This window comes from Bacillus sp. DWP3-1 (genome assembly GCF_049896565.1).
Taxonomy (GTDB): domain Bacteria; phylum Bacillota; class Bacilli; order Bacillales; family Bacillaceae; genus Bacillus.
In genome coordinates, this window is the sequence record NZ_JAFCUN010000001.1 from 867864 (window position 1) to 882430 (window position 14567).

16 protein-coding genes and 1 other annotated feature are annotated in these 14567 nt (G+C 41.9%); of the genes, 7 read left to right on the plus strand and 9 right to left on the minus strand.

Going from position 1 to position 14567, the window contains the following annotated elements; genetic code table 11:
• Positions 1 to 16: 16 nt before the first annotated feature.
• From ACP7A0_RS04470 to ACP7A0_RS04480, 3 genes are all read right to left on the minus strand, one after another.
• The gene (locus ACP7A0_RS04470; RefSeq protein ID WP_034661176.1) at positions 17 to 1279 is read right to left on the minus strand and encodes a tetratricopeptide repeat protein; all 1263 of its coding nucleotides are present in this window, start codon (positions 1277 to 1279) and stop codon (positions 17 to 19) included.
• 305 nt (positions 1280 to 1584) lie between these two features.
• Positions 1585 to 1824, minus strand: a complete 240-nt coding sequence (locus ACP7A0_RS04475) for a YqkC family protein (protein ID WP_003215790.1) — start codon at positions 1822 to 1824, stop codon at positions 1585 to 1587.
• A gap of 12 nt (positions 1825 to 1836) precedes the next feature.
• Positions 1837 to 2163 carry an iron-sulfur cluster biosynthesis family protein gene (locus ACP7A0_RS04480; RefSeq protein ID WP_034661177.1) on the minus strand — a complete coding sequence of 109 codons (327 nt, stop codon included), beginning with the start codon at positions 2161 to 2163 and terminating at the stop codon, positions 1837 to 1839.
• A 257-nt stretch (positions 2164 to 2420) separates the two neighbouring features.
• Between ACP7A0_RS04480 and ACP7A0_RS04485 the strand changes: the two genes are divergently transcribed.
• On the plus strand, positions 2421 to 3083 hold the full coding sequence (locus ACP7A0_RS04485; protein ID WP_370876311.1) for an expansin EXLX1 family cellulose-binding protein: 663 nt from the start codon (positions 2421 to 2423) through the stop codon (positions 3081 to 3083).
• A 17-nt stretch (positions 3084 to 3100) separates the two neighbouring features.
• Here the strand turns inward: ACP7A0_RS04485 and ACP7A0_RS04490 are convergent, their stop codons facing one another.
• Together ACP7A0_RS04490 and ACP7A0_RS04495 are read right to left on the minus strand one after the other, a co-directional pair.
• Positions 3101 to 4075, minus strand: a complete 975-nt coding sequence (locus ACP7A0_RS04490) for a GNAT family N-acetyltransferase (protein ID WP_106031032.1) — start codon at positions 4073 to 4075, stop codon at positions 3101 to 3103.
• Positions 4072 to 4551: a GNAT family N-acetyltransferase gene (locus ACP7A0_RS04495; protein ID WP_034661184.1), complete on the minus strand. Its 480-nt coding sequence runs from the start codon at positions 4549 to 4551 to the stop codon at positions 4072 to 4074. The genes ACP7A0_RS04490 and ACP7A0_RS04495 overlap by 4 nt, the downstream gene beginning before the upstream one ends.
• Before the next feature lie 278 nt (positions 4552 to 4829).
• Here ACP7A0_RS04495 and ACP7A0_RS04500 point away from each other — a divergent pair, with 278 nt between their 5' ends.
• The 4 genes from ACP7A0_RS04500 to ACP7A0_RS04515 all read left to right on the plus strand — a co-directional run bounded on the left by ACP7A0_RS04500 (position 4830) and on the right by ACP7A0_RS04515 (position 8446).
• Entirely contained in the window at positions 4830 to 5279 is a 450-nt protein-coding gene (locus ACP7A0_RS04500; protein ID WP_127687037.1) for a YfmQ family protein, read from the plus strand.
• A gap of 150 nt (positions 5280 to 5429) precedes the next feature.
• Complete coding sequence (locus ACP7A0_RS04505) at positions 5430 to 6662, plus strand: DNA polymerase IV (RefSeq protein WP_060596784.1); 1233 nt, start codon at positions 5430 to 5432, stop codon at positions 6660 to 6662.
• 15 nt (positions 6663 to 6677) lie between these two features.
• The gene (locus tag ACP7A0_RS04510) at positions 6678 to 7022 is read left to right on the plus strand and encodes a YolD-like family protein (protein WP_127687041.1); all 345 of its coding nucleotides are present in this window, start codon (positions 6678 to 6680) and stop codon (positions 7020 to 7022) included.
• A 188-nt stretch (positions 7023 to 7210) separates the two neighbouring features.
• Positions 7211 to 8446 (plus strand): MDR family MFS transporter, encoded by a 1236-nt coding sequence (locus tag ACP7A0_RS04515; protein WP_060596786.1) that lies wholly within the window; start codon positions 7211 to 7213, stop codon positions 8444 to 8446.
• 30 nt (positions 8447 to 8476) lie between these two features.
• On the opposite strand, the gene coaA is transcribed toward ACP7A0_RS04515, so the two are convergent.
• A complete protein-coding gene (gene coaA / locus ACP7A0_RS04520) occupies positions 8477 to 9436 on the minus strand; it encodes a type I pantothenate kinase (protein ID WP_034661193.1) in 960 nt (319 codons plus the stop codon).
• 187 nt (positions 9437 to 9623) lie between these two features.
• On the opposite strand from coaA, the gene ACP7A0_RS04525 reads away from it, so the two are divergent.
• Positions 9624 to 10952 carry a CoA-disulfide reductase gene (locus tag ACP7A0_RS04525; protein ID WP_375565859.1) on the plus strand — a complete coding sequence of 443 codons (1329 nt, stop codon included), beginning with the start codon at positions 9624 to 9626 and terminating at the stop codon, positions 10950 to 10952.
• A gap of 64 nt (positions 10953 to 11016) precedes the next feature.
• Here the strand turns inward: ACP7A0_RS04525 and ACP7A0_RS04530 are convergent, their stop codons facing one another.
• Together ACP7A0_RS04530 and ACP7A0_RS04535 are read right to left on the minus strand one after the other, a co-directional pair.
• A complete protein-coding gene (locus tag ACP7A0_RS04530) occupies positions 11017 to 11793 on the minus strand; it encodes an SDR family NAD(P)-dependent oxidoreductase (RefSeq protein WP_106048344.1) in 777 nt (258 codons plus the stop codon).
• Between the two features lie 12 nt (positions 11794 to 11805).
• On the minus strand, positions 11806 to 12756 hold the full coding sequence (locus ACP7A0_RS04535; RefSeq protein ID WP_106031027.1) for an MBL fold metallo-hydrolase: 951 nt from the start codon (positions 12754 to 12756) through the stop codon (positions 11806 to 11808).
• A 169-nt stretch (positions 12757 to 12925) separates the two neighbouring features.
• Positions 12926 to 13137: a binding site (T-box leader), on the plus strand.
• A gap of 41 nt (positions 13138 to 13178) precedes the next feature.
• Between ACP7A0_RS04535 and proC the strand changes: the two genes are divergently transcribed.
• Entirely contained in the window at positions 13179 to 14006 is an 828-nt protein-coding gene (proC, locus tag ACP7A0_RS04540; RefSeq protein ID WP_106036842.1) for a pyrroline-5-carboxylate reductase, read from the plus strand.
• 46 nt (positions 14007 to 14052) lie between these two features.
• Here proC and ACP7A0_RS04545 read toward each other — a convergent pair whose 3' ends face one another.
• Complete coding sequence (locus tag ACP7A0_RS04545; protein ID WP_060596791.1) at positions 14053 to 14535, minus strand: DinB family protein; 483 nt, start codon at positions 14533 to 14535, stop codon at positions 14053 to 14055.
• Between the last annotated feature and the right edge of the window lie 32 nt (positions 14536 to 14567).

A 14567-nucleotide genomic window follows, 5' to 3' on the forward strand; every position in this document is an offset into this window, starting at 1 on the left:
GTCTCCTCTTTTTGAGCTAACTTATGCGATAGTCACCACTGTTGTATGATGTCTGCCCGCCAGCTCCATATGACTCTCTTCCGATTGCTGCTGACTCATGACCGATAATCCTGCAGTTGCTGCCAATAAAAGAACTATCAAACTCGTTTTCATATAAATGACCCCCATTTTGAATTTTTGATATGGCTTGAATCTTCCTTTCGTAAAACCGTGTAGATGCTTCATACAGTCCAAGCTCATTGTAATAATGAGCCGCATCAAGTGCCAATTCCTCAATATCTGGGTATAAGCGCTTGTCCTCGAGCAGGTCTAATGTATCGTCTATGATCGTTATTTCTGCATCAACGTATAATGCTTTTAAGAACTGAAATTTGCAGATGTAAATTTCATCTTCTAATTCACAGGCTTTCATAATACCTTGTTGATAGAGGGTTAACGACTCTTCTATTTGTTTTTGTTTAAACAGGATTTGGGTCAGCATAAATAGTGGGTCTAGAGAGCGATTAAGATGGGTTAAATTCTCCTTTTCAAACACTTCAAGAGAGTCTTTCAGATAACGGCTTGCTTCCGCAAGATCGTTCATTTGGTAATAACAGTTACCTAAGTTGAAAAGGGCCGAACCTATGACTCGAGGGTTTCCAATTGAGCGTGCTCGATTTAGAGCATTTTTAAAGTAGGGCAATGCATGTTCATAGCATTTCAAATCATCATAGTTTGCACCGATGACAAATTCACAGTGGATGATTCTCAGCGTGTACGTTCTGTAGGCAGAGTACGTATCTAACGCTTGCAAGGCATAGTGCATCGAAAAGTGGGTTTGTTTCATGTGGTAGTATATTTCAGCTAATTTAAAGTAAAATTCTGCTCTTTCTATATCATCTGATATGAGATTGAGCTTTTTTTCTGCTGAACGGTAATAAGCAATGGCACTTAAATAGTTTTGCTGTTCAAACTCAAACATTCCTGTGAAAAAATGAACATAGTATTCAAGCATGTCCGTTAATTTCGTTTGCGAATGTTCGATCGTTTCTAGCAGGTTCTTAATTTCTTCATCGTTTGAGGCTTTCTTTGCCGGTTCAAAATATTCAAGCATCACCTTATGGCGAAAATCCATCAGCTGGTAAAACAGCAACAAGTTTTGATCCTGTTCCATCTCCAGAATTTCCTGCTCGATCTCGGCCTTCAGTTTCTCTGCTTTCATGACATGAAATCCGCAAATCTGCCTATACCATTCGTTTATTTTGATTCCAACCTGAGGCGATGACAGCTTGAGCTTCAATTCACTTTAGCACCTCCCTTCTCATATACGATACATGTTGTATTCTATCACATTCCCTCGAATGGAAGAAATATGAAATGTCATTTTTCGCAAAGTTTTCGGTATCCCGCAATAAACACTTTCATTGCCTATTTTTCGGCATTTATAACCACGATTTTTTCATTTCTATTTTTCTCATTTTGTCGAATTGGTTGTTATAAAACGGTTTTTTTGCGTTTTAAAAGATCATTTTTCAGATTAGACATCCCTGCTGTTTGATGAGATGATGAAGGCACGAAAAAAACCCTTTTGTCAAAAAAGGGCTTTTATAATACATCTGTTACCTGTTCCATATTCTCTTTGATCCAATTGACAGCTAATTCGAGCGTTGGAAATTCTTCCGTTTCAAATGTGACTTCATCTTGAAGAAGCCAAACGTCCTTTTTCACCGAATCCATTCCACCTATTGACCAATGCAAAAGGGTATAGGGATGATTGTTATTTAAAAACGACACCCATGTTTTATTTTGTGCCGTGTTTTGTATCACTCTAAGCTTCTGATCCACTACGTTTCCACCTTACTTTACAAGTATGCCCATTCTTGGACTGAGTATTTGCTGAGGACTTTTCAGCATCAATGTATTGGCTTTTTCATTAAAATCGATGGTCATTTCCTCATCAAAAAATACCTTCTGTGCAATGTGTATATATAGTTTTAAATGTTGGCTATTATTCAGTTGTTCCCATTCACCTGTTCTTTCACTTGTTAACCAAAGCATTGGTACGCCACTCACTGCACAGCCACAACCTTCTGAATCGTAGCGAAGCAGTAATTCCTTAGTTTCGTTTCCTATTTGCTGTTTTTCTATATATGTTTTAGCCAGTTCTGTGATGTGAATATACATGGCGAACATCCTTTTTAAATTGATGCTTACATTGTAACACATAAAACACCATAAAACATGACACACGACTAAATCCGAAAGTCATATTCTTTGAAATACACGCTCTTCTCACTAGGATTATATCTATCTATTGGCTCTTTTCGCTTCTTGTTTTTTAGAATTATACTTATGACGCTACCAATTTTAAAAGAATAAACAGGAGGTTTTAGATCGTGAAAAAAAGATTATCTCTCTGCTTCATCGGGGCACTGATATTTATGTTGAGTTTCGCTGTGCCAAACATGAAAGCGGCATCTGTCCTTGATGAAGTACGAGAAAGCTATGCGACTTATACGGGATCTGGTTACTCAGGGGGCGCCGCATTATTAGATCCTATTCCATCTGACATGAAAATTACGGCTTTAAATCCTCATGACTATAACTATAAAGGGGTAAATGCGGCACTTGCTGGTGCTTACCTTGAAGTAAAGGGTCCAAAAGGAAAAACCGTTGTGTATGTAACCGATAAATATCCAGAAGGAGCAAAAGGAGCTCTTGATCTTTCTCCTAATGCCTTTGCCAAAATCGGTAATATGGCAGATGGAAAAATCCCAATTAGTTGGAAAATTGTAAAAGCACCGATTAGCGGAAATGTAGCTTACAGAATAAAAGAAGGCAGCAGTGAGTGGTGGGCTGCGATTCAAGTGCGCAATCATAAATATCCGATTATGAAAATGGAATATTACAAAGATGGACAATGGGTGAACATGGAAAAAACAGACTACAACCATTTCCTTGGATTTAATATGGGGTCTAAATCTCTTCCTGTTCGAATCACAGATATCCGCGGGGTCATAGTAAAGGATAAATTACCCGCTCTTCCATCTACTGCTGCTTCACAGGCCTATATTGTAAAAGGCAATGTTCAGCTTCCTAATTAACGAGGAAAAGAGGTAGCTTATTTAAGAGCTTCCTCTCTTCCTTCTCTATCCCAGTGATATGCCTCATTTTCTATTTCTTTTATGATTTCATTCTTTCCTGCCATATAGCTTTGTATATCTTCCGGATACTGATTTGCTAATTGTTCCTTGACAGACGCATACGCTACAGCTCGTTCTGAATGGGCCCTTAAGTAATCTCGAAACAATAAATGCCTTTTCACATCAGGGTGATTTCTCTCATAAACATGGACATGATGCGTACGATTCAAGCCACCCTTTTGAAAAAAACGTCTCCCTTTTATGCCATTTTCACCTAGCGCTTGATATCCAAGATGTTCAAAGCTCTCTCTTTTTTTATCGATCTCTTTTATATGACTTACTTCTATTAAGATATCAATAATTGGTTTGGCAACAAGCCCTTCAACTGACGTACTACCAATATGATGTCCTTCTATCCAGTTCTTTTGAATGATTTGCTTGAGTTGCTGCTTTTCTTGATGGAATTCTTCATGCCACTCTTTTTTGAATTCGACAACCTCAACCTTTCGCCTTGGTCTCCATTTCATTTTTGATAAGGTGAGCTCTTTTGCAACATGAATCACATCTGTTTCAAGAAATCCTAACTTTTCGTATAGCCTTTTTGCAGGGGTGTTTTTTTGCCCTGTGGTCAGTTCTATAGGGACATTTTTCTCCATAATTGTGGACATAAGTCTTGTTCCAATACCCTGCTTTAGCGCTTTTGGATGTACAGCCAATCGACTAATGATCAAATAATCTTTCTGCTCTTCATAAGAGGCAACGCCTAGTAAGATTCCCTTTTGCTCAAAACCAATAAATTGCTCTTTTGCTTTCATTACATCTTGAATGGTCTCTTTTAATGGTGGGAGATCGGCATAGCCAATTTGTTCAGCTTCTTGTTGGTATGCAGCTAGTTGAATATGTAAGATCTGCTTTGCTACATCACTTATTGTTTGATCTAAATTGACAATCATTGCATTGCCTCTAATTTTTTCACAAATAAAACACGATCTTCATTTATTCCATCATAGTCTGAAAACACGGAGATTCCTTCTACAGTTTTGTCCCCTTTTTCAATTTGAAAGCCCAATTTTGCATGATAGGCAATCGATACTTTATTTACAGGTGCTGTTACCGCTTTAATGGTTGTTCTTCCTTCCTGTTTTGCCACATCATAAAAGGCTTGATATAGGATTTTTCCTATCTTTAATTTCCGATGGTCTGGATGTACACCTACAAAATGAATATACGCTTCATCTGAATGAGATTGCGATAAAAAACCGACTAAAAAGCCAATAAGTTCACCTTTTTCAACGACGACAAAACTTGTTTGCTGAAAATGTTCAAAAAATAGCTTCGGCAATTTTGCGCGCAAATCTCTGCCTCCCCACCAGCTTTGGATGACGGATGTGACGGCGTAAAAATCTGACGGCTTCACTTGACGTATCATGATGACCTCGCCCCTTTTCATTTTTGGCTTACCGCTCTCTTTTTTTTAAAAAACTGTTGTTTCAATAGTCTACCTGTTCGATTAATTGTTTGTAAAGATCACGTGTCAGCCTTTTTTCCTTTCAGCTTTGTTGATTCTTCGTTCTTTCGCCGTCATCTCCTTTTAAATCTTCACACTTATTTCAAAAAGTTCACTTTTTGTGCGAAAGTTTCATTCTTTTGGTATGTTAAGATGGTTCATATAGGAAATGTAACAAATGTTTATTGGAGATGATGATATTGGTTTGGATTGTTACTTCACTTGTTGTGTTTAGTCTTTTAAAGCTTCTTGTCACTTCGCTGCCTTCTGGTGTTGTGGAACGCCTTTTTAATCGTTATGCGGTGCATGCAAAAGTAACAAGTGATCAAACAACGATCATGTTTGAAGATCGTCCGCTCAATGATCAGCAAGTATCTGAAATTATTCAACATTTTAATGATGCGATCTTTATTGAACGCTATTATATTTATCCTGGTGATGAAGAGCGTTTTCTTCATCCGCAGGAAGGGCCTGCGCCGCTTACCATGCAAACAAAGCTTGGCAAACATGATGTGACCCTTTATCTGTATCATTACGATGACCACGTGGATGTGGTGCGGCAGTTTACACATAAGCCTAAGAAAAAACTGACGGCCTATCGTTTGCGTTCTGAGCCGCTCCAAACATCTCACAACTTGGCACATGCTTAAAATAATGTTGCATCAAATGAGACGAAGTGGAAGACACTTCGTCTTTTTTGTATGGATTTACACTCTTTTCTTTGAATGATTTACCAGTATCAATTTCGCCTCCTGACGGTTACAATATAAACGGAACATACGTTCTAAGAGGTGAAAATAATGAATGAACGAGCCATTCTGCTTGTGGATATGCAATCGTTTTATGCGTCAGTCGAAAAAGTGGAGGCTCCCCACTTGAAGGATGTGCCGCTCATCGTCTCTGGAGATCCTGAGCGGCGGAGCGGGGTCGTACTTGCCGCCTGCCCGCTCGCTAAAAAACGAGGCGTACAAAATGCATCAAGATTATGGGAAGCGCAGGAGAAATGCCCCGAAGCTGTCGTCGTACGCCCCCGTATGCAGCGCTATCTTGATATCTCTGTCATGATAACAGAGCTGCTCGAACAATACACAGATCTTGTCGAACCCTATTCAATTGATGAACAATTTCTTGATATTACAGGCAGTCTGACACTACTCGGTTCTCCCCGCGAGATCGCTCAAAATATACAAACAACCATTATGAACCAGACTGGCATTTACGCACGTGTTGGCATCGGTCCTAATAAAGTGCTCGCTAAAATGGCCTGTGACCATTTTGCTAAAAAAAACACATCTGGTATCTATGAACTTCGTACAGACAGTGTTGCGGCTGATTTATGGCCGCTTCCGATTGGAAAATTATTTGGCGTCGGCAAACGAATGGAGCACCATTTAAAACGAATGGGCATCAGTACCATTGGGACGCTTGCTGCTTATCCGTTAGACCGGCTTAAAAAACGCTGGGGAATCAACGGAGAGCTTTTGCAGCGAACAGCTTTAGGGCATGATCCCTCTCCGGTCACCATTCACACACATGATCAGCAAAAAGCGGTTGGACATCATATGACTCTTCCCCATGATTATGCGTCTTTTGAGGATATCAAAGTCGCTCTTCTTGAATTGAGTGAAGAAGTGGCAAGACGTGCACGCTTTAAGCATTATCTTGGGCAAACAGTGTCTGTTGGCGTGAGAGGCGCTGATTTTTCTCATCCGACTGGATTTCATAGACAAATCAAGCTTCATTCACCTACACAGTACGGGACAGATATTGCAGACGCAGCCATTCAGCTATGCCAGCAGCACTGGGATGGCCAGCCCATTCGCAGTGTGGGGATTACTCTCTCACAGCTGCAGTCTGACAGCCAATATCAGCTGACTTTATTTGATCACCATGTTCAAAAAGACAAACTCAGCAAAGTATTTGATGCGATCCACATGAAGTATGGACCTGCTGCCCTGCTGCACGCTTCGTCACTGACAAGCGCAGGGCAGGCGTATCACCGCGCCGAAAAAATTGGCGGACATTACAAATAACGGAGGCGAACAGCCATGAATCCCAATAAATTAACACCTGGATACAACCTCATGTGGGAATCAAGCCGAATGATGCTTCCAGAGCACCGGGAGCAGCTGCTTGCTCAAAAACGGAAGAAAAAAGAGTACACCCCTCCCCCGCTGAGCACCGATCAACTGGAGGAAATGAATTTTTTGATCACACAGTCGATTACCGAGGATCAAGCGATTTACGTGACATATGCCGCAGCAGGTATGAAAGAGCAGTTTTGGGGCTGGGTAAAAACCATTCATTATGAAACGCAGCGCATAAAAATCGTCAATGATGAGGATGTTCTCAACCTGTCCTTGCAGCAAATCGTCGCGATCGACCTTGATTAAATGGTCGCCAAATGACCGCGCGAATCAGTGACATAGAAGCACTGGCAGCAAAAAGCAAACCTCCAAATGGCGAGCCAATCTTGCTTCTTTGCCATATGGCAGATGTCTCCTCCATCAAATTGTGTATTTAATTTGCACAATTTTTCATGTATGATTGGAACATCTTACAAACTCAGGGGAGAAACAGCATGAAAAATAACTTACGTACGTTACATCCGCTTAGTTGGACGATCATCATCGGCACCATATTTGGCCGAATGGCGACGTCCATGAGCATTCCTTTTTTGGCCGTTTATTTGACACAAGTCAAAGGCGCCTCAGCGTCTTCTGCTGGATTAATCATTGCCGTTAGCTCTCTGATTGGGATCGTTGCGAGTTTTTACGGCGGATATATTTCTGATCGTATCGGCAGAAAAAAGGTCATGCTTCTATCGATCTTCGGTTGGTCACTTGTCTTTGTTGGCTTTGCATTTGCAGATGCCATTTGGGTCTTCTTTATCATGAACGCTTTAAACGGACTGTGCCGGGCACTTTTTGAACCAACATCTAAGGCGCTCTTATCTGATGTCACCCCATCAAGTATTCGGTTGTTTGTGTTTAATTTACGCTATACAGCCATTAACATAGGGGTCATCTTCGGTCCTCTTCTTGGCTTATATCTCGGGTCATCGAAAACAACGTTCCCATTTCTCGTTGCTGCCTTCATTTACTTGTTATACGGATTAACGCTGGTCTGGCAATTTCAGAAACATCCAGTTGCTGCTCCAGAAAGCACGAAACAAATTGGTGTCAAAAAAGCCCTTTCCATTATCCAAAAAGATACGGTCTTTAGCATTATCCTCATCGGCGTGACCTTATGTTCGTTCGGGTATTCGCATTTGAGCTCAACGCTGCCTCAATATTTATCCGCTTCACCTATGATTGAGGATGGTCCGAAACTGTTTGGATACCTTTTATCTTTAAATGCAGTTGTTGTCATTGTCGTACAATATCCGCTCATCATGATCGCCAAGCGCTACTCCACCATTTTGTCGCTGACCACTGGGAATATTCTTCTTGCCGGCAGTTTGTTTGCCATTGCTTTTTCACAGAGTCTCGGCATGCTTGCTTTCATCATTGTCGTGTTTACAATTGGAGAGGTTCTGCTGTTTGCGATGATGGATCTTTTTGTAGACAATGTGGCAAAGCCAGAAGTAAAGGGATCGTACTTTGGTGCGATGGGATTTTCTCAGCTCGGCAGCGTCATCGGACCATTTATCGGCGGACTGTGCATTGACTATTTTGGCGCAGCCCATCCCTTCTCCATTTTTTCAGTCTTGTCGATGGTCACCATCGCAGGTGTCCCGTTCTTACTCATTGGATACTACCGCCTGAAAAAGCGATCCGCAGCTGCGGTCGCTGTTAAAGTCAGTGGAGATCATTAAAAAAACCGCTCTCGTTTGAGCGGTTTTTCTTTATACTCGGCGGATAGCAATCTCTTCCACCTTATGCTGATCACCTTTTTTCAAAATGAGATCGGCTCGATATTTTGTCGGTAAAATATTTTGATATAAATTAGGGCGATTGACGGTATTCCAAATCGTGCTTGCCATGTGATCTGCCTCTTCATCCGTCAAATCTTTGTATTGATGAAAAAAGGATTCAGGGTCTTGGAAAGCTGTTTCCCTTAGCAAACGGAACCGTTCTTTATACCATGATTGAATTTGCGTTTCAGCAGCATCTACATAAATCGAAAAATCAAAGAAATCTGATACAAACACACGCGGTTCATCCTTCAGATCATCCAGCGCTGGTGATTGCAGCACATTGATTCCTTCAATGATGACAATATCGGCATCCTCCACTGTTTCATACACCCCTTCAAGCCGGTCATAGGTCAGATGCGAATATACCGGGGCATGAACAGTTTGTTTGCCTGATTTTAATTCGTTTAAAAAAGATAACAAGGCTTTGACATCATAGCTTTCCGGGAAGCCTTTCTTTTCCATGAGTCCTCGATCCTTTAATTCTTTTTGAGGATACAAAAAGCCATCTGTTGTCACAAGACTCACTTTCAGCCCATCTCCAAGTCTCGATAAAAGCGTTTCAATGATACGAGCCGTTGTACTTTTCCCGACAGCCACACTTCCAGCAATCCCAATTAAAAAAGGGATTTTCGCATGATGCGGGTAGTTTAAAAAGGCATTCACATGCTGATTTTTTTGTTTTTCTGCAAAGACATGCAATGTCAGAAAACGAATAAGTGGTATGTAAATATCTTGAACTTCTTCAAGCGATAAATAGTCATTTAACCCTTGAAGTGCTCTCGCTTCCTCTTCTGAAACAGATACCGGCATATATTCCCCAAGAGCAGACCAAGCCTCTCTTGTATGCCGTGTATATAAAGTATTAAAATCTAGTCGCGTGTCACTCAAAGTCTTTCCCACCAATCTTCACTAAACTCGTAACCAAAAAGACGATAATCCGATTGTAGCTTAAAATGAAGGCGCTGTCTTTATTTTTCAACTAAAGTTTGCTTCTTTTGCGAAAAAAAGCATTAAAAAAAGGAAAATGAGGGTAAATAAGAGTATTCAGTTCGATAGATAGAAGGGAGCACACCAAATGAAATATGTGATGATTGGCGGAGATGCGGCAGGAATGAGCTGTGCTATGCAAATATATAGAGAGGATCCAGAGGCACATATTGTCGCTTTTGAAAAAGGAGAGATTTTCTCATATGGACAGTGCGGCCTTCCCTACTTGATCGGCGGTCTCATTGATCATCACAGCAAGCTGATTGCACGCAGCGCTGAAACCTTTCGCGACAAATATGGAATTGATGCTAGATGCTTACACGACGTGACCTCCATTGACCCAAAGCAAAAAACGGTGTCAGGTCATCATACGAAAACAAAAGAACCATTTACCGAAAGCTATGACCGCCTCTTAATTGCGACAGGAGCAAGCCCCGTCACACTGGGTTTAGACAATCAGCCGCTAGAAGGCGTACACGTATTAAAAACCATTCCGCATGCGCTGTCCATTTTAGACCATTTAAAACAAAATATCACACATGTCACCATCATTGGCGGCGGGTATATTGGCTTAGAAATGGCTGAAAATTTAAAAGCGCTGGGAAAAAAAGTACATATCATTCAGCGGGGTTCAACACTAGGTCCGGGCTTTGACCCCGATATGGCGAAGCACCTGAAAGAAGAGGCGGATGCCCAAGGTATTCACGTGACACTTGGGGAAACCGTGCAGACATTAGAGGGCGAGTCACATGTAACAGCTGTTCAAACAGACAAACAAACCATTAAAACGGATATGGTCATCATGGCCATCGGCGTCACACCGCAAACATCCTTTTTAGACAAAACAGGAATCAAGCGGCTTCCAAATGGTGCTATTGTTGTAAACAAATACATGCAAACCAATGTAAAAGACATCTATGCTGCCGGGGATTGCGCAGCAACTTATCACCGCATCAAACAATCACTAGATTATATTCCGCTCGGTACAACGGCGAATAAACAAGGAAGAATCGCTGGTTTTCATATGACGGGAACAAACCGGGCGTTTCAAGGCGTGACTGGAACAGCAGTGATGAAATTTATGAGCATGACAGCGGGACGAACGGGCTTATCAGAAAAGGAAGCACAAGCAGCTGACATTCCTTATTCCACCATCACCATTGACAGTACGGATCACGCTGGATATTTTCCAGATGCGCAGAAAATGAAAGTCAAACTGATTTACAGAAGTGATGACTACACCTTGCTCGGTGCCCAAATCATCGGAAGAAACGGTGTAGATAAACGGATCGATGTGATGGCAACAGCCCTTTACCAACAGCTGACCATAACAGATCTAGAAGATTTAGATATTAGCTATGCCCCGCCTTTTAACAGTGTGTGGGACCCGCTTCAGCAAGCGGCAAGGCGGAGATAAAAAGACGGTCAAAATGGCGTCTTATCTCAAAAAAAGAAACCAGCTCACGACCGGTTTCTTTTTGTTATTTTTTCATCATCGCTTTGCGTGCTGCTTTTTCAAATAAAAACGGGAATAATTGATACAATTTACTGCCAGCGTTCATCCATCCAGGCAGATTAATCTCTCTTTTTTTCGTCATCATGGCGGATACGACCTTCCCAGCCACCTTGTCCGCACTAAGCATCATGAATTCAACATTCTTCACATATTCACCGCTGCGATCGGCGATGGTAAAAAAGTCAGTGGCGATCGGTCCTGGATTCACCGTGGTGACGTGAATGCCGAGGTCTGCCAGCTCCATTCTAAGGCTGTTTGAAAATCCAAGGACGGCATGCTTTGATGCCGAATAAATGGCTGATTTCGGAGTGGCAATCTTTCCTGCCTGAGAAGCAATATTGATAATATGTCCCTGTCCTCTTTGTTTCATCTCTGGAATGACCTTTTTCGTGCAGGCGATTAAGCCAAACACGTTTACTTCAAACATCGACACCATTTCCTCAATGGACGCATCTTCAACGAGGTCAAACGCACCAAAACCGGCATTGTTAACCAAAATATCAACAGCCCCCACTTCTTGATATGCGCGATCAATGTCCTCAAGGTGACTGACATCTAACTCCACGATGTGACACACCCCGCCAGCACTCATAATCTTTTCTTTTACACCCGTCAGCTTTTCGATTCGTCTTGCTGAAATAATGATTTCTGCGCCTTCTTCTGCTGCCAAGTACGCCATTTTTTCACCAATGCCCCCAGATGCGCCTGTAATCCATATCCTCTTTCCTGTTAATCTCCCCATGCGTTTCACTCCTTAGTTTGCCCTGTAATAGAGAATTCCGTCTTTTTGCACTTCTTCAATTTGCCCGGCTTCTAAGAGGACATCCAGCTGCCCAACTGTCTCCGACATCGTTAAAAATAAGGCCTCTTCATACAGCACTGGAAATAGCTTGCGGCAAAGATGAAAGGCAGTCATTTCTTTTCGTTTGAGCAGCTGATACATCGTATTTGCCCGTTTCTCTTGTTTCTTAAATCTTTCTTCGATCAATTCATGATGAGAGGTAATGAGCTCACCGTGTCCTGGATAAATCGTCTTGATTGGCAGATGCAATAATCGATTGAGTGATGCTTTATATTGAAGCAGCGATTTTTGGCGTTCCTCCCCTTCAAACGGCGCTTCCATTAACGGGTTTGAGGAAATGGTCGTCAAAAGCAGGTCTCCACCAATGAAATGGCCCGTTGTTTCATCTAGAAAGGAAAGATGAGATTGTGCATGTCCCGGTGTTTCCATCACGAAGAAGTGTTCATGCTCTTTCAACCGATCGCCTTCTTTGATGACGTCATCTACATGTGCAGTACAGGAATATGTATAAGATTGCTTCACGATTCTTTCACACTCACCTTGACGAAGCGGCACACCTAACTGCTGAAAAAAGCGTTCCATAAAAGCAATTTGACGCTCTTTAAACACAGGGTCCTGGCTAATATACGGCTCATTTAACTCATGTCCGATCACACGGACATGAGGTTTCATCAGATTTAAAAGACCGACATGATCTGCATGATGATGGGTCAACACCACTTGATCAATATCGTCTATCGATAAACGATGCTCTTGTAGTTGCGCGACAAAGGCGTGCTCCGCCTCTTCTGTCATCGGCCCGCAGTCCACTAAGGTCACGGCTTCTCCTTTTAATATATATGCATGTACATCCCCAACAGCAAACGGTGTAGGGATGGATAATTGAATGATGTCTTCTTTCACTTTTATATGTCATCTCCTGCTTTTTGACTCATGGTTCATTGTAACTCTGTCTTCTTTATTCATTGTATCTTGCAAAAGGCAGACTGTCATGCGGTTTAGGCGGTCAATTTTTTTATCTGTCCCTATTGACACAAACTTGTCCATCGTTGCATAATGAACAACAAATATAAGATGCGCGATGACAAGGATTAGTAAGCAAAATAATGATGAAAGAGAGTGAGGTCCGCCGGCTGTAAGGCCTCACCGTCCTCTTATTTGCTGAACCTGCCCTTTGAGCTGTTAGGCAAACCTAAACGTTTCCCGCGTTAAGGGACTAGAGCTGAGTATGCATGTCTGCATGCTAATTGAGGGTGGTACCGCGAAAAACCTTTCGTCCTTTTCAGGCGAGAGGTTTTTTTATTTTCTACAAGGAGGAGCAGCTTATGAGTAAAATTGGATTTATTGGTGCAGGCTCGATGGCAGAGTCGATGATAAAAGGTTTATTAAAAAGCGGCATCATGTCAAATGAAGATATTATTATCACAAACAAAACGAATGAAAAACGTCTAGAAGAATTAAAGGTGCGTTATGGGGTCAAAACGGATTTCTCTCGTTCTTTTATTTATGAAGAAGCGGATATTCTCGTATTTGCTTTAAAACCGAAAGATGCGGAAAGCGGGATATCTGATGTGCGGCCTCATTTACAAGGACAGTTGATCATTTCGATCTTAGCTGGCATCTCCATTGAAACGATTCAGCACTATGCTGGCGAGAAGACTGCGGTGGTTCGCGCAATGCCAAATACATCAGCGGCGATTCAGCAATCAGCAACAGGCATTGCCGTAAGTCAAGAAGTGACAGAGGATCAAAAGAATAAAGCAATCGAGCTGTTTGAAACGATCGGTCATGTGACGGTATTGGATGAATCACAGCTGAATGCTGTTACAGCTATTGCAGGAAGCGGCCCTGCCTTCATTTATCATTTGATTGAAGGAATGGAGCGAGGCGCCTCGGAACTTGGGATGGACCAAGCAACAGCGAAGTTACTCATTTGCCAGATGATTGCGGGCGCCGCCAACATGCTTCAAAGCAGCGGTAAAGAACCTGCTGAATTGCGCAAAGAAATCACAAGTGAAGGCGGAACGACAGAAGCCGGCCTGAACACACTTGCTGCCTATCAATTTGAAGAAGCCGTTGTCGATTGTGTTAAAACGGCAACAAAACGCGCAGCAGAATTAAACGAAATGTTTTCAGCAAGCACGTATAAATGATAGAGAAAAGCACCTGTTTTGATGACAGGTGCTTTTTTACATACTGCTATCGTTCACTCTTTGACATGATGGCTTTGATTTGATCCAGATGATGTTGTTCATGTAAAGCGATGGTTTCAGCTAATATTTGCACTGTCATCACCCCTTCTTCAGGATGCACACCCGATTGCTCCCATGTATCCTTTTCTAATAGATGAAGTGTGTTGTTTCTTCTCTCTTTCAATCGTTTGATCAGTGCTTTGATCTCCTGTTCGTTATACCTTTCATAGCCTCTTTCCTTCACATATATTTCAGGATCATACGATTGAAAAGGCGTCTGCTCATCTGATATCGCCTGCTCTATCCGCTCTGACCAGACTTCTTCTGTATCATACAAATGCCCTGCGATTTGCTTGATCGACCACTTGCCCTCTCCCAAAGATTGATCTAGCGTGTGCTCATCACATATTTCCACTAGCTTTTCTAGTTCACGGATACTTTCCTGAAGCGATGTAATGATGTATGTTTTTGTTAATTTTCCAGTTTCCATTTCATCCTCACAATCTCCCTTCAAATAAGTGT